The 22,904-nt window shown below is 64.8% G+C and carries 20 protein-coding genes; 8 read left to right on the top strand and 12 right to left on the bottom strand.

Translation table 11 applies throughout. The annotated features are described in order from the left end of the window. Positions 1 to 16: 16 nt before the first annotated feature. Both R2770_15740 and R2770_15735 read right to left on the bottom strand, forming a co-directional pair. On the bottom strand, positions 17 to 1,333 hold the full coding sequence (locus R2770_15740; protein ID MEZ5281911.1) for an MATE family efflux transporter: 1,317 nt from the start codon (positions 1,331 to 1,333) through the stop codon (positions 17 to 19). Beyond that, positions 1,333 to 2,505: a PQQ-dependent sugar dehydrogenase gene (locus R2770_15735; protein ID MEZ5281910.1), complete on the bottom strand. Its 1,173-nt coding sequence runs from the start codon at positions 2,503 to 2,505 to the stop codon at positions 1,333 to 1,335. Before R2770_15735 ends, R2770_15740 begins: the two co-directional genes overlap by 1 nt. Before the next feature lie 242 nt (positions 2,506 to 2,747). Between R2770_15735 and ilvB the strand changes: the two genes are divergently transcribed. From ilvB to ilvC, 3 genes are all read left to right on the top strand, one after another. Beyond that, positions 2,748 to 4,505, top strand: coding sequence for a biosynthetic-type acetolactate synthase large subunit (gene ilvB / locus R2770_15730; protein ID MEZ5281909.1), 1,758 nt, complete (start codon positions 2,748 to 2,750; stop codon positions 4,503 to 4,505). Further along, complete coding sequence (ilvN, locus tag R2770_15725) at positions 4,502 to 5,005, top strand: acetolactate synthase small subunit (protein MEZ5281908.1); 504 nt, start codon at positions 4,502 to 4,504, stop codon at positions 5,003 to 5,005. The genes ilvB and ilvN overlap by 4 nt, the downstream gene beginning before the upstream one ends. Positions 5,006 to 5,069: 64 nt before the next feature. Next, positions 5,070 to 6,104: a ketol-acid reductoisomerase gene (gene ilvC / locus R2770_15720; protein MEZ5281907.1), complete on the top strand. Its 1,035-nt coding sequence runs from the start codon at positions 5,070 to 5,072 to the stop codon at positions 6,102 to 6,104. Here ilvC and R2770_15715 read toward each other — a convergent pair whose 3' ends face one another. Beyond that, positions 6,105 to 7,292, bottom strand: coding sequence for a hypothetical protein (locus R2770_15715; GenBank protein ID MEZ5281906.1), 1,188 nt, complete (start codon positions 7,290 to 7,292; stop codon positions 6,105 to 6,107). Positions 7,293 to 7,447: 155 nt separating this feature from the next. Here R2770_15715 and R2770_15710 point away from each other — a divergent pair, with 155 nt between their 5' ends. From R2770_15710 to R2770_15695, 4 genes are all read left to right on the top strand, one after another. Then, the gene (locus R2770_15710; GenBank protein MEZ5281905.1) at positions 7,448 to 8,116 is read left to right on the top strand and encodes a response regulator transcription factor; all 669 of its coding nucleotides are present in this window, start codon (positions 7,448 to 7,450) and stop codon (positions 8,114 to 8,116) included. 8 nt (positions 8,117 to 8,124) lie between these two features. Then, complete coding sequence (locus tag R2770_15705) at positions 8,125 to 9,306, top strand: HAMP domain-containing sensor histidine kinase (GenBank protein MEZ5281904.1); 1,182 nt, start codon at positions 8,125 to 8,127, stop codon at positions 9,304 to 9,306. A gap of 21 nt (positions 9,307 to 9,327) precedes the next feature. Next, the gene (locus R2770_15700) at positions 9,328 to 9,819 is read left to right on the top strand and encodes a YqgE/AlgH family protein (GenBank protein ID MEZ5281903.1); all 492 of its coding nucleotides are present in this window, start codon (positions 9,328 to 9,330) and stop codon (positions 9,817 to 9,819) included. 72 nt (positions 9,820 to 9,891) lie between these two features. Continuing rightward, positions 9,892 to 11,085, top strand: coding sequence for a pyridoxal phosphate-dependent aminotransferase (locus tag R2770_15695; GenBank protein MEZ5281902.1), 1,194 nt, complete (start codon positions 9,892 to 9,894; stop codon positions 11,083 to 11,085). 10 nt (positions 11,086 to 11,095) lie between these two features. Here R2770_15695 and R2770_15690 read toward each other — a convergent pair whose 3' ends face one another. Then, the gene (locus R2770_15690) at positions 11,096 to 11,413 is read right to left on the bottom strand and encodes a hypothetical protein (GenBank protein ID MEZ5281901.1); all 318 of its coding nucleotides are present in this window, start codon (positions 11,411 to 11,413) and stop codon (positions 11,096 to 11,098) included. A gap of 50 nt (positions 11,414 to 11,463) precedes the next feature. Between R2770_15690 and R2770_15685 the strand changes: the two genes are divergently transcribed. Continuing rightward, on the top strand, positions 11,464 to 12,522 hold the full coding sequence (locus tag R2770_15685) for a hypothetical protein (protein MEZ5281900.1): 1,059 nt from the start codon (positions 11,464 to 11,466) through the stop codon (positions 12,520 to 12,522). Between the two features lie 19 nt (positions 12,523 to 12,541). On the opposite strand, the gene R2770_15680 is transcribed toward R2770_15685, so the two are convergent. From R2770_15680 to R2770_15645, 8 genes are all read right to left on the bottom strand, one after another. Then, positions 12,542 to 14,077, bottom strand: coding sequence for an oligosaccharide flippase family protein (locus R2770_15680; protein ID MEZ5281899.1), 1,536 nt, complete (start codon positions 14,075 to 14,077; stop codon positions 12,542 to 12,544). Position 14,078: 1 nt separating this feature from the next. Continuing rightward, positions 14,079 to 16,283, bottom strand: a complete 2,205-nt coding sequence (locus R2770_15675; protein ID MEZ5281898.1) for a sulfotransferase — start codon at positions 16,281 to 16,283, stop codon at positions 14,079 to 14,081. A gap of 3 nt (positions 16,284 to 16,286) precedes the next feature. After that, positions 16,287 to 17,588: an O-antigen ligase family protein gene (locus R2770_15670; GenBank protein MEZ5281897.1), complete on the bottom strand. Its 1,302-nt coding sequence runs from the start codon at positions 17,586 to 17,588 to the stop codon at positions 16,287 to 16,289. 2 nt (positions 17,589 to 17,590) lie between these two features. Then, on the bottom strand, positions 17,591 to 18,517 hold the full coding sequence (locus tag R2770_15665; protein MEZ5281896.1) for a glycosyltransferase family A protein: 927 nt from the start codon (positions 18,515 to 18,517) through the stop codon (positions 17,591 to 17,593). Continuing rightward, positions 18,514 to 19,503: a sulfotransferase gene (locus R2770_15660; protein MEZ5281895.1), complete on the bottom strand. Its 990-nt coding sequence runs from the start codon at positions 19,501 to 19,503 to the stop codon at positions 18,514 to 18,516. The genes R2770_15665 and R2770_15660 overlap by 4 nt, the downstream gene beginning before the upstream one ends. Positions 19,504 to 19,508: 5 nt before the next feature. Further along, the gene (locus R2770_15655; GenBank protein MEZ5281894.1) at positions 19,509 to 20,090 is read right to left on the bottom strand and encodes a glycosyltransferase; all 582 of its coding nucleotides are present in this window, start codon (positions 20,088 to 20,090) and stop codon (positions 19,509 to 19,511) included. Continuing rightward, a complete protein-coding gene (gene pssD, locus R2770_15650; GenBank protein ID MEZ5281893.1) occupies positions 20,090 to 20,539 on the bottom strand; it encodes a PssD/Cps14F family polysaccharide biosynthesis glycosyltransferase in 450 nt (149 codons plus the stop codon). The genes R2770_15655 and pssD overlap by 1 nt, the downstream gene beginning before the upstream one ends. A gap of 168 nt (positions 20,540 to 20,707) precedes the next feature. Continuing rightward, positions 20,708 to 22,801, bottom strand: coding sequence for a hypothetical protein (locus tag R2770_15645; protein MEZ5281892.1), 2,094 nt, complete (start codon positions 22,799 to 22,801; stop codon positions 20,708 to 20,710). Positions 22,802 to 22,904 lie beyond the last annotated feature (103 nt).

Below are 22,904 nucleotides of genomic sequence, written 5' to 3'. Positions count from 1 at the left end.
TAGGACTTCGAGGTGGCTATTTGGTTGCGCCGGTGACCAACCACAGGTCTGTGCGATAGCGCAGGTGAAGTGTCGCGGCCCTGACCACCATGAACAGGGTCAGCGACGCCCAAAGCCAACCGATGCCAAGGCCGGCGCTCCATACGATTCCGGCCGCGACCGCGAACACCGCAGTAGAGGCCCACATCGCTTTGGCCAGGAAGGCCAGGTCAGAGGCTCCTATGAGAATGCCGTCGAGAGCAAAAACGTGTCCTCCGATGGGCTGCATGACCGCGACGTGCAGCAACAGGAAAGACGTCAACTCGATTACGGCGGTGTCATCGGTGAATACCCGAGCCAACGGGCCCGAAGACAGGGCGATGGCGGCTCCGGCAAACAGCCCGAAGACCACCGCCAGCTCGATCATCCGTGCCGACGCGGCCCGCGCGGCTCGCGCGTCGCCGGCCCCAAGCAGCCTTGCCACCAGTGCCTGACCGGCTATGGCTATGGCGTCGAGTGCCAAGGCCAAGGTCATCCAGACCTGAACAGCTATCTCGTGAGCGGCCAGTGCTGTGGTGCCCTTCGACGCTGCTACCACCACGGCGAACAGGAAGGCCCCCCTCAGGGCCGCGGTTCGTGCCACCAGGCTGAGCCCGCCGCGACCGGCGACGCGCATGGCGCTGGGTGACGGCCGCCAACCGATGTTGAAGTGGCGAACCGAGCGCAGGACCATGACCGTGTAGACGGCGGCCGCGATGGTCTCTGCGATGACTGTCGACCAGGCCGAACCGGCTATTCCCATGTCGAGCCCGAACACGAGCCAGATCTCGATGACGGCATTGGCGGCCGCGGTCGATACGGCCACAACAAGCGGGGTCTTGGTGTCCTGTAGGCCCCTGAGATAGCCGGTGCCGGCCAGCGACGCCAGCAAGGCGGGCACGCCTGCGCAGCTGATCTTGAGGTACGTCGACGCGTGTCCGACGACCTCGTCGCTGGCGTCGAAGCTGCGCAGAAGCGGATCTGCGGCCGCGTACAGAACGGCGCCTAGCACTGCTCCCAGTGCCAGCCCGAGCCACATGGATTGCAGTCCGAGCCTTGCCGCGGCGGCCTCGTCGCCGGCGCCCAACGCCCGGCCCACCGAGCCAGTGGTTCCGTAGGCCAGGAACACCAACATGTTGACCAACGTCAGCAAGACGGCCGAGGCGAGTGCGAGGCCGGCCAACTCCTGAGTGCCGATTCGTCCCACGATCGCCGTGTCGGTGAGCACGTACAGGGGCGCCGCTATCAGCGAACCGAACGCCGGCACTGCCAGGCGCAGGATGTCCCGGTCGTAGGGTGACTTCAGGGTGGGCATCAGATGTGGAGCCGCCGGATCTGGCCGTCGGCCTGCGAGATCAAGATGTCGCCGCGTTCGTCGGGTGAGATGTCGACCGGCGAGTCGGCCTGTGCCGGCAGCAGGCGGAGCCCGTCGTCGTCGACGATGAACAACTCGCCTGTGCAGAGGTCTGCCACTATCGAAGCGCTGCCGTTGGTGCTGGGGTGCAGGGCCGCTGGGGCCGGAGCACCCCCAATCACTGCGCAGCGGCCCCGCTCGTGGTCATAGGAGGCCAGGGGGTCGGTCAAGGCGATCCTGGAAGGGTCTTCGGCGAAGCCGACGTCGCCCTCGCGTGCGTTCCAGCCCAGGTCGTAGTGGGCCTGGTCGATGGCCAGGCGGTTGATCTCCTCGCGGCAGTTTTCTCCCACGTCGGCTACCCAGACCTGGGCGTCGTCGGCGCTGAGCCAGATTCGGTGCGGGTTGCGGACCCCCACCGCCCACACCAGCGAGCCGGCTCCGTCGGTGGGAACCAACGATGCCCGCCCCCAGTCGACCTTGCCGCGCAGGACCTTTCCGAGCAGCGAAGAGGGGTCGGCGGCGTTTCCGTGCGGGTCGCCTTGCAGGCCGCCGTCGCCTACGCCGACGAAGACCTCGCCGGCAGCCGACACAGCCAGCCCGCCCCCGTTGTGTCTGGGGTCGGGTTGGGCGACCTCGAGCAGCTCGGTGCCGGCATCGAAGGAGCCTTCGCCGATGCGTCGGTGTGAGGTCAAGACGGTGGCCCCTGTCTCGTCGGTGCGCAACACCAGCAGCGCATCCTGAAGCCAGGCCAGCTCCAGCAGGCCCTGATCGCCCGTGGTGGAGGTGCGTTCGGAGAGGTCGAGCACCGTCGACAAACCGCTTGTTGCCGACCACTCGACGACCAGGCCGCGCCTGGAAGCCGCGATCATGCTGCCGTCGTCGGACACGAGCACCGCGGTTGGGTCCTTGAAGTCTCGGACGGTGCTGATGTTCAACACGCCTGGCGTCTCGGCGAGCCCGACATCGGCGGTGGTAGGGCACGGTTTGGCCAGGGCCAGGGCCACAGGCTCGGGAACGAAATCAGGCGGCCGGAGCTGCTCGTCTGACACCGGCGCCAGCAGCGCGGCAGCCCCGAGCCAGAGCGCGACCAGGCTCGCGACGATGACGGTCGACGCTCGTGGACGGCTTGGCATCGACCGAACCATAGTCATGGGGGTTGCTTCCACAGTGGCTGATTGGGCAGAATGGGGGCGATGACTGTTGACACGGCAGCTCCCGACTCGGCTCGTTCCGCCGATCGCGCTGCGTTTATTGCCCGCTACGTAGTACTCAACTGAGCACACGGGATCCCCCGTGTGCTGTTTCGACCTCCCTCCGGGGAGGTCTTTTGTTGTCCGGACGCAGTCTCCCGCCCAAATCACAGAAAGCGAAACCGATGCGAATCACCGGTGCCCAAGCCCTGATCAAGAGCCTGGAACTCAGCGGTGTTGAGGTCGTATTCGGCCTGCCCGGGGGTGCCATCCTGCCGGTCTACGACCCGATCATCGAGTCCCCGATCCGCCACGTGCTCGTCAGGCACGAGCAGGGTGCCGGTCACATGGCCTCGGGCTACGCGACCGTCACGGGCAAGCCGGGCGTGGTGCTGGTCACCAGCGGCCCGGCGGCCACCAACATCGTCACACCATTGATGGACGCCTACATGGACTCTGTGCCCATGGTGGCCATCACCGGCCAGGTGGCATACGCCAGCATCGGAACAGATGCGTTCCAAGAGTGCGACACGGTTGGCATCACGCGCTCGGTGACCAAACACAACGAGCTGATCGCCGATCCGGCCGACATCCCTCGCCTCGTCCAGGAGGCCTTCCACATCGCGACTACCGGGCGACCCGGGCCCGTGTTGCTGGACCTGCCCAAAGACATCGCCAACATGGAGCTCGAGTGGGATCCCGAGTGGGAGACCACCTGGGGCCAGGGAATCGATCTTCCCGGGTACCAGCCTCGCCTCGACGTCGACCCGGCCGAGATCGCCCAGGCGGTCGAGTTGATCCGCTCGGCCGAGCGGCCCGTCGTCTACGCCGGTGGCGGCATCATGAAGGCCCGCGCGGTCGAGGCCCTTCGCGAGTTCGTCGACATGACCAAGATCCCGACGGTCACCACGTTGATGGCCCGCGGCGCGCTCCCAGACGACCATCCTCAGTGCCTGGGCATGCCCGGCATGCACGGCAACTACACGGCCATCACCGCCATGCAACGGGCCGACCTGTTGCTGGCCTTCGGTTCGAGGTTCGACGACCGCGTCACCGGCAAGGTCGACGCCTTCGCCCCGGGCGCCAAGGTCGTGCACATCGATATCGACCCGGCCGAACACGGCAAGGTTCGCAGGCCCGACGTTTCGATAGTCGGAGATGCCCGTCTGGTCATCGAAGCGATCAACTCCGAGCTGCGCTCGGGTGGGGTCGGTTCGGTCGATCTCGATCCTTGGCGGTCCACGGTGAGCGGCTGGCAGGAGGGCCACCCACTGCGCTACGAGCAGTCCGAGAGCGGATTCCCGCTCAAGCCGCAGTACTGCCTCGAGCGGCTGCGCGACATGTCGCCCGAAGACACCATCGTGGTGGCAGGCGTTGGCCAGCATCAGATGTGGGCCAGCCAGTTCTGGAAGTTCAACCACCCGTACAGCTGGGTCAACTCCGGCGGGCTCGGCACCATGGGTTATGCCGTGCCTGCAGCCGTTGGCGCAAAGGTCGCCAGACCCGACAAGACCGTGTGGGCGGTCGACGGTGACGGTTGCTTCCAGATGACCTTCCAAGAGCTCATCACCGCCGCTGCCGAGCGCATCCCGGTCAAGATCGCGATATTGAACAACGCGTACCTCGGCATGGTCAGGCAGTGGCAAGAGCTGTTCTACGAGGAGCGCTACAGCGAGGTCTATCTGTCGCAGGACCTGCCCGATTACGCCAAGCTCGCCGAGGCCATGGGTTGTGTCGGCTTGCGGGCCGACAAGGTCGACGAGGTCGACGCGGTCATCGAGCAGGCCAACGCCATAAACGACCGCCCGGTGGTCGTCGACTTCCGCGTCGACGAGTTCGAGAAGGTCTATCCGATGGTGCCCGCAGGCGGAAGCAACGATGTTGTGATCCTGGGGCCCGAAGGTGACGCAGAACTCGGCAAGTCAGGGCAGGCACCATCATGAATTCGCGCAAGCTCGAACAACTCCACATCGTCACCGCACTGGTCGAGAACAAGGCCGGCGTCCTGGCCCGGGTGGCCAGCTTGTTCGCCCGCCGTGGCTTCAACATCCACTCGCTGGCGGTTGCCCCCACCAACGATCCGGCGCAGAGCCGCATCACCGTGGTGGTCGACTTGGCATCGGCGCCGCTCGAGCAGATCGTCAAGCAGCTCGACAAGCTGATCAACGTGGTGCGCATCGAGGAGCTGAAGCCCTCGGACGCAGTCGAACGAGAGTTGATGCTGTTGACCGTGGTCAAGGGCGAACGGCCCCACGACGTGTTGCAGGCGGCGCTGCGCTTTGGTGGCTACGCTCTCGACTTCGATGCGGGTCACATCACCTTCAGCTTCTCGGCGTCGCCAGAGCGACTCGACGAGTGTGAGGAGCTGATGCAGCAGTTCGGTATCACCCGAATTCAGCGCACCGGCCGTGTCGCCCTGCCGCGTCTGTACGGCACCGACTGACCACGGGGCGGACACGCTCCACCGAACTAACCCCAGACCGACTACACACGAGGAGTCATACCTCATGGCAACCATTTACTACGACGACGATGCCGATCTCGGCCTGCTGGCCGGCAAGACCATCGGCATCCTGGGCTATGGCTCTCAGGGTCACGCTCATGCCTTGAACCTGCGCGACAGCGGCGTCAACGTCGTCGTGGGCCTGCGCGAGGGTTCGTCGTCCAAAGCCAAGGCCGAGTCCGAGGGCCTCACCGTGATGTCGGTGGCCGACGCCACCAAGGCATCGGACCTCATCATGATGGCCCTGCCCGACACCGAGCAGGCCCGCATCTACGAAGAGTCGATTGCGCCAAACCTCACGCCGGGCATGACCCTCGCCTTCTCGCACGGCTTCAACATCCACTTCGGCCAGATCACCCCGCCAGAAGACGTCAACGTCATCATGGTTGCCCCCAAGGGTCCTGGCCACAACGTGCGGCGCACCTATGTCGAGGGCGGTGGCGTGCCTTCGCTGATCGCCGTCCACCAGGATGCGACCGGCGACGCCAAGCAGATCGGCCTGGCCTATGCCAAGGGCATTGGCGGCACCCGCGGTGGCGTGCTCGAGACCACATTCGCCGAGGAAACCGAGACCGATCTGTTCGGCGAGCAGGTCGTGTTGTGCGGCGGCCTCACCGAGCTGATCCGTGCTGGCTACGACACCCTGGTCGAGGCCGGCTACCAGCCCGAGTCGGCCTATTTCGAAACCCTGCACGAGGTGAAGTTGATCGTGGACTTCATCTATGAGGCAGGCATCGCCGGCATGCGCTTCTCGATCTCTGACACCGCCGAGTACGGCGACTTGACCCGAGGGCCTCGCATCATCACCGACGAGACCCGCAAGGAGATGAAGAAGATCCTCACCGAGATCCAGGACGGTACGTTCGCCAACGAGTGGATCGACGAGAACCGCAACGGCCGACCCAACTACCTGCGACTTCGCGAAGAGGGCATGCAGCACCCGATCGAGGCTGTCGGCAAGGAACTCCGTGCGATGATGCCGTGGATCTCGGCTGGCAAGGCCGATATCACCGAGACGTCGGGCGGCGCAGTCTCGTAGCTACTGGCATCCGCACAGTTGGCGCACGGCCGAGTCGTCGTGCAAGTACGCGATGTTCCACAGCGCCGAGTCGGTCAGCACGAAGGCATCCGCGAGTCGGCTCCAGGTGTTGCCCACCTGGACGCCGACTCCGTCGGCCGCCAGCCGGTCCCAGGTGTCTGGCCGCTCGTCTCTGGCCGCCATCAGGTACGTGCTCAGAAATGCCATGTTGGCGGTGATGTATTCGGTGTCGGGGTAGACGTCGGCCCCGGCCAGCGCCCAGGCGTTCTTCAGCTCGGCCGTTATGGCGGTGTTGTGCGCTTCGCGCAGCAGGTTCCAGAAGTTACCGGTGAAGTGCAGGTCTGCCAGTGGGGTCAAGGCGGTGACCGTCGCCTGCGAGCCGAACTGGCTGAACAGCTCGTCTAGCGCGGGCCGGTGGGGCATTGCCGAGAACGTGTGGTTGAGGTCTGCCACCTGCTCGCACGCCGGTCCCGGACCAACCACCAGACACAGGCCGGTACCAGCTTGTGCGTGGTCGGCTGCAAGCGAGTCCAGCGTCGAGTTGACAGCACCCGCGATGCGGTCGGCATAGTCGCGCGACGACACGATTCGTGCCCCGTCGAGGGTTGCGTGCAGCCGCGACGCCATCAGCGGCTCGATGGCCAGGTAGGCGCCAAGTGGCCCGCTCAGCGACAGGATCTCGAGCGCCGTGGCGGTGGCGTCGTCGCCACCCGCACCTTCCAGCAGCGCTACCACCTCGACGGTTGGGGTGAAGCGCTCGGCGGGCGGAGTGGGAATCGACGGCTCGTCCGAAACCTCCACGGGGCTGCTCGTGGTCGTCGGTGCCTGGCTGGTCGATGGCGCTGTTTCCTGGGTCTCGGGTTGTGGGGCGTCGGGCTGAGAGCCGTCGCCCGGGCCATCTGTCGAGACCTCCGAGCCCTCATCTGAAGCCGAGATCAGATCTGTCTGGACCGGTTCTCCGGCCGACGGTACAGCCACCGGACCTGGTCTGGCTTGTGGGCTCGTCGGAAGCGGGGGTGTGTCGATCGTCGTGGTCGATGCGGGCGTAGCCAAGGTCGACGGGCCAGATGCTGCCGGAATTTCGGATGCCGAGCCCCGGCCTGTCATCGAAGCGAACGCGAACAATCCGACGACCGCCGCGCATGCGACGAGCGTCAGATAGTGAATCCACCCATCGTTCTTTCTCATGCCCACGGAGGACCTATCGGCCCCTTCTGGCTACATCTGAGGGCCTTTGGTTGGCGTCTTCATCGGGTCTTCATGGATCCGTGAGACCATGGTCGACCGACAGGTAGTCGGGCGACGCCGCAGGTGTTGACGACAGTGCTCGAAAGCAGGTGTGGATGAGGGTTCTCGTGGTCGAGGACGATCGCGCTCTGGGCGAAGTGGTCAGGCGCGGCCTGGCCGAGGACGGCCACGCCGTCGATCTGGCGGCCACGTTCGTCGACGCCGCGGAGGCCGTGTTCGTAGAGCCATACGACCTGGTCGTGCTGGACCTCGGCCTGCCCGATGGCGACGGCGTCGATCTGTGCCGGTCGATGCGCTCGGCCAAGCTCAACACCAAGATCTTGATGCTGACCGCCCGAGACGCCCTCAGCGACAAGGTCGGCGGACTCGACTCGGGGGCCGACGACTACCTGACCAAGCCCTTCCAGTTCCCTGAGTTGTCGGCCAGGGTCAGGGCGCTGCTGCGTCGTCCGGAGGTGTCGGAGACCCCAATCCTCGAGATCGGTGACGTACGCCTGGACCCCGCTGCGCGAACGGTTTGGCGCGGCAACATCGCCGTGCCGTTGACCAACAAGGAGTTCGCCCTGCTTCACCACCTGATGCGACATCGTGGTCAGGTGGTGACGCGCACGTCGTTGATCGACCACGTGTGGGATGCAAACTACGACGGGCTGTCGAATGTGGTCGACGTGCACGTGGCCAATCTTCGGCGCAAGCTCGACTTGCCCGGTGCTGACGGCGTCATCCAAACGGTTCGCGGCGTCGGTTATCGACTCAACGGCTGAGGTGAGAATTGAACCTGAGGATGCTGCGCATAAGGCTGACGCTCGTCTATGGGCTTCTCTCAGCTCTGGCCATATTCGCTTTGGCGTGGGTGGCGATCGACACCGGCCGCAGCCGGATCTTCGACTCGGCCGAACGAGAGGCTCTGGCAGCCGCGGGTGAGGTCGCCGCCGGCGAAGATCTGGCCAACTCGTGGTACGTCTCGATCGAGAACGACCCCGGCTATGAAGAGCCGCAGGCCGATGCCTGGATCGAGCCACCACTGCAGACGATCACCCAGAACGGGCTGTGGTACGACGACAGGTTCCCGCGGTTTGAGGACCAGAGCGGTCGATACATCGGCGCCGTCTATCCGCTGGACGAGTTCCAGGCCTTCGTGTCGTTCGTCGAGATCTCGAGCTATGAGGCCGACGCTCGGTCGTTGACCCTGCGGGTCTTGCTGGCAGGATTCGGGGCTGTCGCAGCGGTGGCGGCTTTGGGTTGGCTCGTCGCCGGTCGTTCGCTGAGGCCGACCCGTTTCGTGTTGGCCCAGCAGCGAGATTTCATCGCCGACGCCGCCCACGAGCTGCGCACCCCACTGGCCGTGATCCAGGCCTCGGCCACACAGGCATTGTCGAGACCGCGCGAGGCCGATGCGTACCGTCAGAGCCTGGGCGAGATCGCCGACGCCGCCGAACGTGCGTCGAGCGGGGTAAACGAACTGCTCGAGTTCGCCAGACTCGAAGCTGGTCAGGCGCTGCCCCGGCTGGCCCCCCTGCGCTTGGATCTGCTGGCAGAAGAGGTGGCTGCCTCGGTTCGCTCCGACGACTGCGCCATCGTCGCTGAAACGTCTGACTCGGTCGTGGTGGATGCGGACTACGCATTGTTGCGGCAGGCCGTGGCGACGATCGTCGAGAACGCTGTGGCTCGCTCGAGCAACGTGAACGTGAGGGTTGTCGCCGACAAGAATCTCGGACGCATCGAGGTCGCCGACGACGGGCCTGGTTTCGATCCGGGCCATCTGGCCCACGTATTCGATCGGTTCCACCGCGGCGATCGTTCTGGCTCGACCGGACTCGGCATGGCGATCGCCAAGAAGATCGTCGATTCTCACGGTGGCACCATCTCGGCAGACAACCGGACCGAGGGCGGCGCGATGGTGGTCATCGCCTTGCGTGTGTCGCACGCGTCCGACAGGGGTCTGCGGATGTGAAACGATGCTGAGGTGCGACCTATGGCCGGTCGGCTCCTCGTAGCGACACCGATACTGGGCGATCCGAATTTCTTTCGGACCGTCATCCTGCTGCTGGACCACGGCGACCATGGATCGGCGGGCGTCGTGCTCAACCGGCCAGTCGACGAGCGCGTCGTAGCCCTGATACCCAGTCTCGAAGGCTCCGTAGATGCCTCGGCCACGATCAGCTTCGGGGGGCCGGTCGAGCCCAACGGGGTCCTCGGTGTCACGCTGCAGAGCGGCGAGCTGGTGCCGGCCGACCTCGACGAGATCGACATCGGCAGACCATTGCGAATCTTCATGGGCTACGCGGGCTGGTCGCCCGGACAGCTCGAAGACGAGCTGTCGGAGCATGCCTGGTGGGTCATCGAGGGTCGCCCGGCCGACGTATTCGGGCCCGAGCCCGAAGAGCTCTGGCACCGGGTGGTAGCCCGTCAGCCCGACCGGCGCCGGTTGCTCGCCAACATGCCAGAGGATCCCAGAACCAACTGAAATAGCGGTTCTGGGCCCGGGCCGAGACCAGTATCGTCTCTGTCGACGACCACCCGAATCGAAGGATCGAACGTGTCTCGAGTCTCCGCTGCTCTATCCGCTATCACACCGTCGGCCACCCTTGCCGTCGATGCAAAGGCCAAGGCGCTGAAGGCCGCAGGCGAAGCGGTGATCGGATTCGGCGCCGGCGAACCCGACTTCGCCACACCCGACCACATCGTCGAGGTCGCAGCGGCCGCCTGCCACGATCCCAAGAATCACCGCTATAGCCCGGCCGGCGGACTGCCCGAGCTGAAGGAGGCCATCGCCGCAAAGACCAAGCGCGATTCGGGTCTCGAGGTCGCAGCCGCCGATGTCTTGGTCACCAACGGTGGCAAGCAGGCCGTGTTCAACACGATGTTGGCGTTGGTCGACCCTGGTGATGAGGTCATCCTCCCGGCTCCTTACTGGACCACCTACCCCGAGCCGATCAGGTTGGCCGGTGGCATCCCGGTTGTGATTCCCACCACGGCCGCGTCGGGCTTTCGAGTATCCGTCGACCAGCTGGAAGCGGCCAGAACCGACCGCACCAAGGCTCTGGTGTTCGTCTCGCCCTCAAATCCCACCGGTGCTGTGTATCCGGCCGAAGAGATTGCTGCCATCGGTGCTTGGGCCAGCGAGCACGGGATCTGGGTCATCACCGACGAGATCTACGAGCATCTCGTGTACGGCGATGCCGTACACGCATCGATGCCGGTTCTTTGCCCCGACATCGCCGATCGCTGTGTGGTGCTGAACGGTGTTGCCAAGACCTACGCCATGACCGGCTGGCGGGTCGGGTGGATGATCGGCCCGGCCGACGTAATCAAGGCCGCCACCAACCTCCAGTCTCACGCCACCAGCAACGTCGCCAACGTCAGCCAGATCGCAGCCCTGGCCGCCGTGTCGGGGTCGCTCGACGCCGTGTCCGAGATGCGCCAGGCCTTCGACCGGCGTCGCAAGATCATCCACGGGCTGCTCAACTCGATCGACGGTGTCGACTGCCCCGAGCCAGAGGGTGCGTTCTATGCGTTCCCGTCGTTCGAGGGCGTGCTCGGCACAGAGCTGGCCGGACGTCGAATCGACACCACGCTGGATTTGGCCGACGTCGTACTGGACCAGGCCAAGGTGGCGTTCGTGCCCGGGGAGGCCTTCGGGGCGCCCGGCTATGCCCGCTTCTCGTTTGCCACCAGCGACGACAACATCACCGAAGGAATCGGGCGCATCGCCCAGTTCCTCCAAGGCTGACCGGCGGCCCTCAGACCTTCGACGCCCTGAAGCCGTCGGCTTCGGCTGCCGAAGTGTCGCAGTAGCACCGATCGGCGATGGTGCGCTCATAGTTGCGCTGACCTTCGACGTGATAGATGCCGCTCGACTGCTTGAGCTTCACCGGGTGCGACTGGGGACAATTCCCGTCGACGGCGGCGATCCATGGCGGAGCGACCGGCTCTGGTGTGGGCGACGCAGAGGTCGAATCGGTCGCAGGTACGCTGACGCCGGTGTCGCGTCGCCGCAAAACGCCCGCCACCACCGCGCCGATGATGACGAGGATGATCATCTTGATGATCTTGTCCATTCCCATGACCGTAGTTGCCGATAGCGCTATTCGGCAGGTGGAGTGTTGCGGTGCTTGAGTCGCGAAGGTGGCACGCGTATGCGCTGCTGGCTCTGGCAGTACTGCTGGCAGCGTGTTCGGGTAGCGATGATGAGGCCCTCGGCGACCCGACCTCGACCAGCGAAACACGGTCAACGCTGCCCGAGTCAACGTCATCGACCTCGTCGGTGGCTGCCACGACACCCAGCAGCGATGCCGGGTCAGCGATCGCGACCCCACCCATCGCCGAGCGACTGAGAACCGGAGCTCTTCTCGGCATGTCCACTGGGCTCACTCGCGCCGAGCGACAGCCACGATGGGCCGAACTCGAGGAGCTGGCGGGGCGCACCTACGACATCGGGCATGTCTTTCATTCCTGGGACACGCCGATTCCGACCGAAGACGACCTCATGCACCTGGCCGACGGGCGCGTCCTGATGATCTCGTGGAACGGCACCGACACCAGAGAGATCGCGGCTGGCGCTCACGACGACTGGATTCGTTCCCAGGCGCAGGCGGTGCGCGACCTGGGCGAGCCGGTGATGCTGCGGTGGCTGTGGGAGATGGACGGACAACGGCGACGAGACTGGGTTCACTCTGGTGCCGATTACGTAGCTGCATGGAACCACGTCCGCGATCTGTTCGCCACCGTTGGTGCAGACAACGCCGAGTTCGTCTGGTGCCCCAACGAGGCCCTGTTCTGGAACGGTGGTGACCCGATGCCGTGGTACCCGGGTGACGACCAGGTCGACTGGCTGTGCGCAGACGGATACAACTGGGGCACCAGTTCGACAGCCGCAGACTGGCTGAGCTTCGACCAGATCTTCGGCGACTTCTACCGGTGGGCAGCGCCTAGGGGTCTGCCCATCATCATCGGCGAAACCGGCGTCGGCGAGGCCGAGCCCGAAGCCAAAGCCCAGTGGCTGCGGGCACTTCCGGATATGTTGAGGACCCAGTTCCCCGAGATCGATGCCGTGGTCTATTTCGACAAGGACTTCACGTTCCAAGGCCATCGAGACTGGCGGGTCGACACATCGGCCTCGTCGCTAGAGGCCTGGCTGGCCATCAGCGCCGATCCGTGGTTCAACTGAGGTTGGCATCGGCCTTGCGTTAGCCGCGGCGTTTGCCCCTGGGTTTCAGCGCCGAAACAAGCTCGTCGAGTCGCAGCAAGCCAGAGAACCGCGACAGGACCAGCAGGTGTATCGCGTAGGAGGTTGCGGCGACCAGCAGCACGAGGGCGAAGCTGGTGACGCCGCTGACCCGCAACACCAACGCGGGAATGCCCACACACACCAGGCCGATAGCGGCGGCCGTCGAGTGAGCTCGACCCAACGGGTTGATACCTATGCGGCGCTGGACCTGGGCCATGGGCACCAGGTTCGTGATCGCCAATCCGGCCGCCCATCCGATGGCGGCGCCCTTTACGCCCATGGTGGGGACCAACAAGGCGTCGAGGGTGAGCATCGTGGTGACCGCTGCCAGATTGTCGATGAGCGACTGGCGCGAGCCACCGTCCATCAGCAGTACTGCCTCGATCGGGCCAGATCCCGAAGCGACCATCATCGCCAGGCTCAGGATCGTCAACGCAGCCGCTCCTGTGGTGTACTCGGGGCCGAACAGCTGGGCCAGGAACGGTTCGCCGATGAGTGCCAAGACGATGTATCCGGGCCACACCACGGCGACCAGCCAGGCTGTTCCGGTCTTCAGCAGGTGTGCGGCCTCGTCGCGGTCGCTTCTTCCCAAGGCCTCGCTGACGAGGGGTGATACCGCCTGCACTATCGCACCGTTGACGAAGTTGCCCGCTATGAGCAGGCGCGACACGGCGGTGTAGACCGCCACCGGCCCCGGCCCGGCCAGGGTTGCGACGATCAGGATGTCTGCCCACCTCAACAGCACGTACAGCACGTTGGTTGCAGCCTGGGGAACGGTGAACTCCCAGTATTGCGAGGCCGTCACCTCCGAACCACCGTCGGGAGAGCTGGGCGAGTCGCTTTGAGTGCGGCCCGCCAGTCGCCAGAACCATGCCAGAGCGACTGCGAAAGCCACCGCGAACGACAGCGACCAGGCCAGCCCAACAACAGCTGCGCCGGCACCGAACGCCGAGACGATGACCACCATGCCCAACTGGCTGAGCGGCTTTGCGATGCGGTCGGCCAGGGCGGTTGGGGCCATGGTGCCCATGCCTCGCGTAGACGCCAGCAACACCGAGGCCAAAGCGGCCAGCGGGATGAATGGCATCATCGCCAGCAGGATTCGGGCCAACTCTTCCGGGTTGTCCTCGGTGAGCCAGGCGGCAATCTGGCCCCTTGCCAGAGCGATCGCCGCAGCTATGGCGCAACTTGTCACCAAGGCGGGCGCCGCTGCAGTCCTCAAGAGAGCCTTCGCAGAGCCGCGGTTCTGGGCGGTGAAGCGTACGAGGCCGACATCGGCCCCCAGGGCAGAGACGGCGAACACGATGTTGAACATCGCGATAGCGGTGAAAACCTGGCCGCTTCGCTGCTTGTCGAGAGCACCGGTGATGGCGACGATCACCAAGAAGGCGGCGATCCCGTTCACCACCGATCCGGCAAAGGCGATCAGGCCCGACCGGGCCAACGAGGTGGTTTCTGTACGACCTTCTAGGGCTTGGGACGCGGGTTCTGCCACATCAGTCCCACAGGCTGTCGGCGTCCCTGCCGATGCGCTGGGCAAGAGCCGCGTCAGAAGCCGCGAACTCCTCACGCAGCCTCAACCGCAGCGATTCGTCCATCGACGGATATCGCCGAGCGTTGTAGCGAGGAAACGAGATCGATCCCATCAAAGCGACCCCGAGGAAACGAAGCACCTCGTCGACGACCTGGGCCGGGTTGGCCTCGAGGTCGATCGTTCGGATCACCATCACGTTCGACTTGCCGAACAGTTCGTCGTAGCGCGAGATCTGTTCCATGTAGCGCCCGCGGGCGGCGTACGAGTAGTGCTGGTGTGCGTAGCTGACATACAGCGGATCGGCCGCCATGAGGTCGACCTCTCCTGCCAGACGTCGGGCTTCGAGGTCCAGTGCCGAGGCGAAGTCTTCGGTCTCGAACCCGCGCTTGACCTCGTGATTGTGGTGCGACAGGGCCCGCTCGACGGGGTCGCGGACGAGCACGAGGATCTTCGCGTCGGGGGTCGCCGCATGGATGCGCTCGGGCACAAAGGGGTGGAACAGGTAATAGGGCGACGCCTCGACGGTGCGCATGTCGCAGCCGTTCAGCTGCCGCGAGAGCTTCAAACGCGCCTGAGTAGGGAAGTGCGACCGGTACCAGTCGAGGTCGCCTGTGTAGTTGGTGTCGTAGAAGTGCACACCCTTCTCGAGCATCGGGCCCACGACCGAGCGGTGTTGGGTGAGGTACCGAAACAGCGAGGTGGTGCCACAACGTTGTGCGCCGACGATGTAGGTGTTGGGCAGCACGCGATAGCTCGAGGTCGCCCGTCCGTATCCCTTGGCGGCCTTCTTTATGGCGTCGCGGGCCGGCGTCGGAACGCCCGAACCTCCGAGCATTCGACGGGTAAACAGGCGAGGCTTGTCAGCGACCGGCGGGTCGTGGCGTTCGCTTCGCCGATCCTCGGTCTTCTCGCCGATACGCGGGATGTGGTGGCGCAATTCCACGATCAGTTCCTTATAGGTGCGGACCAGCTCGGCGTCGTCTCGCAGAGAAGATTCCGCGAATCGTAGAGCCAGCTCGATGAGGTACAGAACAGTGATCAGGTCGTGCTCGTCACCATCAACACCCAGCCGCGCGAGTTCCGAGGGAACCGTCTGCTGGACGTTGTCGAGGCCACTGGCCACCGACTTGCCAGACGAGTGGAACGAACGCTGGAAGTGATAGTGCACGAGGTCGAGACCGATTGGCACGTCGTCGGCGGCGCGCTCCCAATCCCACACACCGACGCGCCGGCCCATGCGGCGCATGTTCCACGGCGACCAGTCGCCGTGGGACGAGCCGAAGGTGACAGGGCGATCTCCGTGCGAGCTGAGGCACCGTGTCAGTGCTTCGCCCAGCTCCGCGCCCGCGGGGCCAAGCGCTTCGACCCGTGCCAGTTGGCGCAGTGTCCAATCGGCTTCGGCCAGGGGCACCCGCGACTGCTCGGTCAGGCTGGCCACCTCGGCAAGAGCCTCGAGAACCATGCGTGGTGGCATATCGATTGGGCCGTCGTCGACCAGGGGTGCCGTGATCAGGATCGACATCTCCCGCCACCGGCCGAAGTGAAGCAGCTTGGGAACGAGGAGGTTTCGGAAGAGTCTTCCATCGAACTTCTCGAGCTGCCCGGCTTCTGATTCGACCATGCGGCGGGTCGACTCATCCCAACCGATCTTGGCATAGGCGACCAGCGAACCGCTGCGGTCCATCAGCTGTAGAACCGGCTTGCGGTTGGGGCGCAGCGGGCCCAGGTTGACGGCGAGACAGAGTTCGTGGTCGTCGATCGCAGACTCGAGATACTCGGTCAGTGTGCGGGGCTCGCGATAGCTCGACCGCTCGGCCGCCTCGTCCATCGGGGCGCTGAACACTATGTCGGGGCCCAAAGCGAGGTGATCGATGCCCAGATGGGCGGCACTGGCACCCAGGTATCTGGCGATCGAGCCCAAGCTGTGACCACCCGATCTGGTGGCGGCCCGCCTCAGCACCGCTCCGCGAACGACTCGCGATGCCCCGCTGATCAGCATCCGTGGCTGGTTGACCGACGGGTAGACCGTGAAGCGGTCCAGCTCGACGTGGTCGTCCGGGCACTTGCCGCGGGTGGTCACCACGTTGGCGTCATGGCCTCTGAGGATGTCGATAATCCACTCGAGGCTGGGGTTAACGATCGGCTGTTCGACCACGGTAGACGTCAATGTTCAGGTCCTTGCGAGCTGCTGGGTTCCAGTCGGAACAACCTGCGTCGCAGTTGAGGATCTGGCGGGTGGGGCTTGCCCGTCTTCGTCCGGCACACCTCTCAGAGCTATGGCTCCGGCGATGAAGACGAGGAAGATCGGCTGGTTGATCAGCTCGTAGTACCACATCAACATGGGCACCAAAGCCGTGGTGACGTGTATCCAAACCCCTACGCGGTCTTGATTCTTGAGGGTTCGCCACGCCAGGCCTATCGAGAACATCACATAGATGACGGCGCCCGGGATGCCGTGACTGTAGAGGACAGTCCAGAATTGGCCGTGTGTTCCCACCGCCGGCAGGCCGGGCCGCTCCTCGTTGACCCTGGGTGCCCCGTAGCCGACCAGCGGCGAATCCTGCACCTGGTCGATGACCTGGCTGTAAAGCGTCAGCCTGCCGTCGTCAGAGTGGCCGTTGGCAATACGTTCCGAGATCAGGGTGCCAAGCGGCGAGGCGACCAGTGCCAGACCGATGACCGCACCGGCCACCAGCATTCCAACCAGGTACCGCATGTCGCCCTTGGAGGCCAGTACGAACACGCCGTAGGTGACGCCTACGAGCAGGCCGATCCAAAGGCCCCGGTTGACCGATACGACGATGGGCACAAGCGCCAAGAACCCGATCAGCACTATCCAGGTGCGCCACTTGCGGTCGAGGCCGGCGAAGGCAGCCATCATCAGCGGAGCCAATAGGGCCAGCGCCGAGCCCCATTCGTTGGTGAAGGTGAAGGGTGCTGTTGGGCGATACAGGGGGAACCCCAGGAAACTCTGGTTCTGGGCGAGCGTCGGGTGGACGAGGCTCACCGCATAGTCGTTCTGTCTTATTGCGGCGGGCAGGAGGCTCTCGGTTACCGAGGTGAACTCGAAGTCCCCGAAGGTCACCGCCAGATAACCGCCCAAGACAGCGAAGCCCGTGTAGATGACAGCCAGCTTCAATATCCGCTCGCGGGGGAGTTCCTTGTGCGAGAGATTGAACACGTACAAGAACACGACGGCAGTGGCGATGTACAACACCAGCCGGTAGCCGACGCTGATGAAGCGAAGGCCGTCTGCTTGGGTCATCGAGACGAACACCCACGCAATGAACAGCATGTAGGTGCCGAAGCCCTTGGGGGCCCGAACCGGTGTCTTTCGCAGCAGGATCGCGGCCATGGGGATCGCCGCGATCTGCCAGATGAGGCCGCCGAGACCAAGCGCCCACCACAACGGCATGCCCACGATGACCGCCGTCAGCGGCCACGATCTCGAGCGGGTCGGGCGGCCCGCCATCGTCAGATGCCCCGGCCGAAGCGCTGAATCTTGGCCACGACCGTGTCGGCGGATACCAGGCCGGTGCTGACCAGAAGGGCAAGGTAGGCGCGGCGCTCTCGCCACGACGAGCGCAAGGTCCGCCTGGACCATCGGCGGGCCTCCGAGCGGTTGCCGATGGCTGCGTGGGCGAACGCGATCTGGCCTTCGATGCGGGCCTTACCGACGCCATCACGATCGAACTCGGGGTAGCACCCCAGCAGATATGTGAGTGCGTCTATTCGCGTCTGCCAGTTCTCGACGAAAAAGCTCGCGGTGTGCCAAAGCACGTTGACGATGGCGTCTGGCACCACCGCTATGTCGGTGACCCTGGCGATCCTCAAAAGGTATTCGTAGTCCTCGGCGTAGCTCCCCGGCAGGGCCTCGTCGACCATGCCGACCTCATCGACGAGCGAACGCTCGAACACAAAAGACGACGGGTGCGCCTCGACGATGCGCGACCTGAGAAGGTCATCGAAAGTGATGCGGCCCATGTCAGGAACCCGCCGTGTGGTCGTGTCCTCGAAGTGCACGTCGATGGCGCCGACGGCCATGCGCATGTCCGAACTCTCGAGCACGGCAAGCTGAAGGGCGAGCTTGTCGCAGGACCATGTGTCGTCGTCGTCGCAAAAGGCGATGTAGGTGCCTGAGGCCAGTTCGAGCCCGGTGTTGCGTCCACCGGCGAGGCCGGGCTTGCGTTGGTTGGACACCGTGCGCACAGGACGGCGCGCGTCGTTGCTGTCGAGCGAGCCGTCGACCTCGGTCCGGTCGAACACAACGATGGCTTCGACGACTCCCTCGTAGCTCTGTGCGGCTATGGCGGCGAGGGTCTTGCGGAGCAACTCCGGCCGATCGCGCGTGGGCACGATCACGGTCACATCGACCTGACCGTCACGGCTTTCGTTCGTCATCTCTGCTCCTGTCTGCGGTAGCCATAGGCAGTGCTGAGGGGCCAGGTGAGGGCTCCGACAATCCGCTTGTCACGTGGTTCCATCTCATCGACCCAGGCGCGGTCCAGGCGCAGATCGACGCGCCCGTGCTTGAACCGACTGGGGTTGCCGGCCACGGTGTGAGTGGGGCCCAGCTCCACCCAGCCGTCGCCGATGTGGTCGAGTTCGAGAGGCGTGAGCCCCGCGAACTCCATCAGCGAAGCGACCTGGCCGCGCGGGTCGCTCATGACGTCTTCATACCGCACCAACTGGCGTGGGGTGCGCACTGTGCGCAAGCCGTGCAGCATCAGGTTGTAGCTGAGCCACTTGGAGCTGGTGCGAGCCGGTGAGTAGCGCGGCATCTCGTCGTGGCCGGCTGTGACCTCGGGCCTGGCGACCGTCTTCGCCCAGCTGTACGCAACACCCTGGCTCTCTCTCACCAGGTGGGCAACCCTCACGTCGATGCCTTCTATCTGCGACAGCAGGTAGGCGTAGGAAACGTGTTTGGTCGAGTCGACTATCACCTCTGCGCCGCTCACCTCGCGGATGGCGCGATAGATGTCGAGCAGGATCGAGGTGTAGCGGGCCTGAGCACGGGCCCGAGACGGATGCAGCTGCGGAACCACCATCAAGGGCACAAAGCGGTTGCGGTCGACTCGCCTCTGGAGGTCGATGACCTCGTCGAGGTCCAGGTGATCCCAGCCTCCGAAGGCCACCTCGCCGACACGCGTCCAGAACTCGCAGTCGCGGAGTGGTTTGGCGCAACCACACAACTCGTTGTCGGCAAGACCCCTGTGCCAAAGGTGGACCAACTCGCCTATGGAGACGGCGTTGGAGTGTTGACCGAGCACGTTGGCGACGATCGTCGACCCCGATCGACCAAGACCGGCTAGGAACAGGACCTTTACATCGTTCGCGTCTTCGCCGGCAGACGGGGTCGTTTGGGCCGCGCTGGTAGCGGGCTGCATCGAGGTCACCGCCTTCGCCCGGCGACCAGGCGTTCGACGATCTGACCAACCCGCCTCACCGTCATGTCGACGTGGCGCTGGTCTTGAGGGGGCAGTGTCTGAGGGTTGGCGATCATGTCGTCGAGAAGGGCGCGGAAGTCTTCCTCGGTGCGGGCGATGAGGATCTGGCCGGCGGCGGCCATGCGCTCGCAGAACAGCTGTTGGTGATTGTCGACGTGTTCGCCCAGTGCTGGGTCGCGCGGAACCACGATGGGCAGCTTCCCGGCGCGGCGGCACTCGACTATCGAGCCCGGTCCGCCGTGGGTGATGACGACGTCGGCGGCCTGCAGTTCGCGCACGAGGTCGTGGAACGCAAAGTATTCGACCGAAGGAGCACATCCGGGCTTCGAGTATCCGCGCTGGACGAACGCCTGGATCTGCTGGGGCCGTTCGATGGCAAGCCACGAATCGAACCATTCGACCGCCCGGTCGAACGGGTGCACGTCGGTTCCCAGCGACATCAGTACGTGCCGGGTGATGACCTTGGGCTTGCTCGAAGCAGCGGTGTGCTTGACCTGCACCTGGGTTTGGGCCGGACGCGGTGTCATCACAGAACCCTCCCTACGACGATGCCTCGTGGGTATAGCCCTCGCTGCTCTTCCCACTGCAGCAGGAACCGGTCGCTGAGCGGATAACACATGCGCCCGGCCATGGTCCGCGAATCGAGCCTGTCGTAGACCTCTAGGTACACGGTGTTGACCTTGCGCAGCTTCGCCGCGAGAAAGAAGGGTGGAGCTACTCCGGCCCCGGTGGAGACAACTACATCTGGCTTGAAGGTCGAGATCACACGATGGGCCAGAATGAAGTTCTTGGCCATGTTCGGTATGTTTCGTGTGGTCGGGTGGTTGGACCACACCACACGTTCACCCTCGAGCAGCGACTCGGCGTCGGGTTTTTCGGCCGTTACCCAAACGCGGTCGTGCTCTTCCCACCACGACCGGAGAGCCAGCAGCTGGTGAAGATGACCTCCATTTGAGGAAACCAACAGCAGTTTCATGTCACGAACGACCTCGTCGGGTTAGGCGATTGCCTCCCATCGGCTCACTTGGGCTCCGATGTGAGGTCGTGGCAGCGACAGATGACTGCTCGCCCGCCCCATCTGTGCATCGAGCGTAGCCATCGCTGAGGTGTCAGCGATACGCGCGGTCGCAGGCGTGTTGGTTCGTCAGCCGACGCTGCGGTCGCCGAAGCGTCGAGCGATCCATGAGGGCCTCACGGTGGTCGCAAGCCCGATGACCTTGGTGCCGGCCTCTTGGATCAGGCGCGCTGCGTCTGTGACGTCGTTGGTCGTCGTGCGACCACTCAGCCCGACCAGAAGAGCGCGGTCGCACAGGGCCGCGACACGAACCGCTTCGGCGTCGGTCAGCATGGGCGGTCCGTCGATGATCACCACGTCGACGAGTTGGCGGGCCTCTTCCAGCAGTGCGGTGAAGCGCTCCTCGTCGGGGAACCTGTCGTCGGGCCCAACCCGCATTCCTGGAGGCAAGACGTGCACTCCCGGTGCGATGACGCTCTCGTAGGAATCTGTCACCAGAATCACGTCGTGTCCGTCGAGGCGCAGAGCCGTCGCGATGTTGGAGGCGACTGTGCTGCGTCCTTCCTCGGGCCGAGCCGAGGTGATCATCACCGAAGGAGTCACCAGGCCGGCGGTATCTGCGATGACTATTCCGGCCAGTCGTCGCAGTGCCGTGGCAGGCTCGCTGCTGGGGTCGGTGGCGACGATTGGGTCCAGTGCCGAGCGCGAGATCTTGGGGATGTCGGCCAGAACCGGCAGCCCCGTCGGATGGGCGGGAGCAGCAGAACCGGCATCTTCGAAGACCAATCCATCGACCGCCGGCGCCTGCGACGTGACCTCGATCGCTTCGGGCTCGGGCTCGGGCTCGGGCTCGCGTTCGGGTTCGTACTCGGGCTCTGGTTCTGGTTCGTACTCGGGCTCTGGTGCTGGTTCGTACTCGTACTCGGGCTCTGGTTCGTACTCGTACTCGGGCTGCACCGGCGGCTCGGGCTCTACGATCGGCTGGGGTGCCACTGCCACGAACTCGGGTGACGGCTCGGTGTGCGAGTCGGCTGCGGCTGGGGCAGGAGCGGTCATCACCGCGGTGCCCGCCGCTGCGGGGACCCCGGCGTGGGTCGCGTGTTCGCTGTGTGCAACCTCGGGTTGTCCGCCAGCAGGGGCGGGCGACTCGAACGTGAACTGCGGGGCCGTTTGGCCCAGGTAGATGGTTCCGGACCCGGGGGCATCGGGAGCTTGACCAGGTGGGGGGGAGGTCGCGCCGCCCGAGCCGTCGGCTGAGGCCCCGGCCCTGCGAATTGCGGCCGAACGTTCGAACCCGACTGCCAGCACGAACCCCAGCAACAGGCCGGCGAATCCTAGGATCGCCATGATCAGGGGGCCGGTCGTGGACGTTACTGGCTCGCCCGGTCTGGCCTGTTCGAGTATCACGCCACCGTCGATCTCCAGGGTCGACAGCGACACGAGCGAGTCGCGAAGATCGGCGATCTGGCCGATTGTGAGATCGCGGCTGGTCCGCGCGGATGCCAACTCGGCGGGCGAGACGGTGTCTGGAAGTGCTGATAGCTGATTGCGCAGGGGCGTTATCGGGTCGCCCGTCGGATCGTTCTCGTCTCCGCTCAGCTGGCTGAGGGCGACCTGCTCCTCGAGGCGGGCGATGCGACTCTCGAGCTCGGAACGGTCGGCAGCCTCACGCTCGGCCGTTTCGATGGTCAGGTTCGCCTGGGTCAGGTCTCGCGTGTTCTCGGCGATGGCTTGGGCCAGCAACGTGGCCTGGCGATCTCGTTCGGCGACAGCGGCGTTCGATCGCGCGTCGAGATACGCCGCGGCGATTGCGTCGGCCACAGCAGCCGCAACATCGGGGTCTTCGTCGCCGTACTTGACGACCACGATCTGCGAATCGGTTCTCACGGTGACCGTGAGGTTGTCGTCGATCTCGTCGATGTCGAGGTCGGCGGGTACATCGTCCCCAAGCCTCTCCAGTGCCGACCTGGCTACCAGGTCGGAGCCCGCGATTTCGGTCTCGGTGTCTTCGTTGATCAGCTGATCGACGCGCAAGCTCGAGTCGAGGACCGAGTCGGTCACCGGCCTGATCAGCACCTTGGTTCGAGCCTCGTTGAGCTCGCTGGGGGCCGGGCGCAATACGAACCCGGCGACCAGCCCCAACAGGGCCAGGCCGACCGGCAGGTACCAGCGACGCAAGACTGCGCTGCTGAAGAAGCTCAATTCGACTGCGTCATTGCTCATGGTGTCTCTGTGCCTTCGGGGCGGGGCTGCCGAATGGCACGTCGACCGAGCAAACGGTCACCTTATGACTTCACATCTGAGCGATGTGGTATGACTTCAAGCG

This window comes from Acidimicrobiales bacterium (assembly GCA_041394185.1).
In the GTDB taxonomy this organism is placed as follows: domain Bacteria; phylum Actinomycetota; class Acidimicrobiia; order Acidimicrobiales; family Poriferisodalaceae; genus JAAETH01.
This window is presented reverse-complemented; position numbering and strand designations above follow the sequence as displayed.

Bases quoted from the DNA above. Each gene is read 5' to 3' on its own strand.
- R2770_15740 (MEZ5281911.1), bottom strand. From the start codon at position 1,333: ATGCCCACCCTGAAGTCACCCTACGACCGGGACATCCTGCGCCTGGCA.
- R2770_15735 (MEZ5281910.1), bottom strand. From the start codon at position 2,505: ATGCCAAGCCGTCCACGAGCGTCGACCGTCATCGTCGCGAGCCTGGTC.
- ilvB (MEZ5281909.1), top strand. From the start codon at position 2,748: ATGCGAATCACCGGTGCCCAAGCCCTGATCAAGAGCCTGGAACTCAGC.
- ilvN (MEZ5281908.1), top strand. From the start codon at position 4,502: ATGAATTCGCGCAAGCTCGAACAACTCCACATCGTCACCGCACTGGTC.
- ilvC (MEZ5281907.1), top strand. From the start codon at position 5,070: ATGGCAACCATTTACTACGACGACGATGCCGATCTCGGCCTGCTGGCC.
- R2770_15715 (MEZ5281906.1), bottom strand. From the start codon at position 7,292: ATGAGAAAGAACGATGGGTGGATTCACTATCTGACGCTCGTCGCATGC.
- R2770_15710 (MEZ5281905.1), top strand. From the start codon at position 7,448: ATGAGGGTTCTCGTGGTCGAGGACGATCGCGCTCTGGGCGAAGTGGTC.
- R2770_15700 (MEZ5281903.1), top strand. From the start codon at position 9,328: ATGGCCGGTCGGCTCCTCGTAGCGACACCGATACTGGGCGATCCGAAT.
- R2770_15690 (MEZ5281901.1), bottom strand. From the start codon at position 11,413: ATGGACAAGATCATCAAGATGATCATCCTCGTCATCATCGGCGCGGTG.
- R2770_15670 (MEZ5281897.1), bottom strand. From the start codon at position 17,588: ATGGCGGGCCGCCCGACCCGCTCGAGATCGTGGCCGCTGACGGCGGTC.
- R2770_15665 (MEZ5281896.1), bottom strand. From the start codon at position 18,517: ATGACGAACGAAAGCCGTGACGGTCAGGTCGATGTGACCGTGATCGTG.
- R2770_15660 (MEZ5281895.1), bottom strand. From the start codon at position 19,503: ATGCAGCCCGCTACCAGCGCGGCCCAAACGACCCCGTCTGCCGGCGAA.
- R2770_15655 (MEZ5281894.1), bottom strand. From the start codon at position 20,090: ATGACACCGCGTCCGGCCCAAACCCAGGTGCAGGTCAAGCACACCGCT.
- pssD (MEZ5281893.1), bottom strand. From the start codon at position 20,539: ATGAAACTGCTGTTGGTTTCCTCAAATGGAGGTCATCTTCACCAGCTG.
- R2770_15645 (MEZ5281892.1), bottom strand. From the start codon at position 22,801: ATGAGCAATGACGCAGTCGAATTGAGCTTCTTCAGCAGCGCAGTCTTG.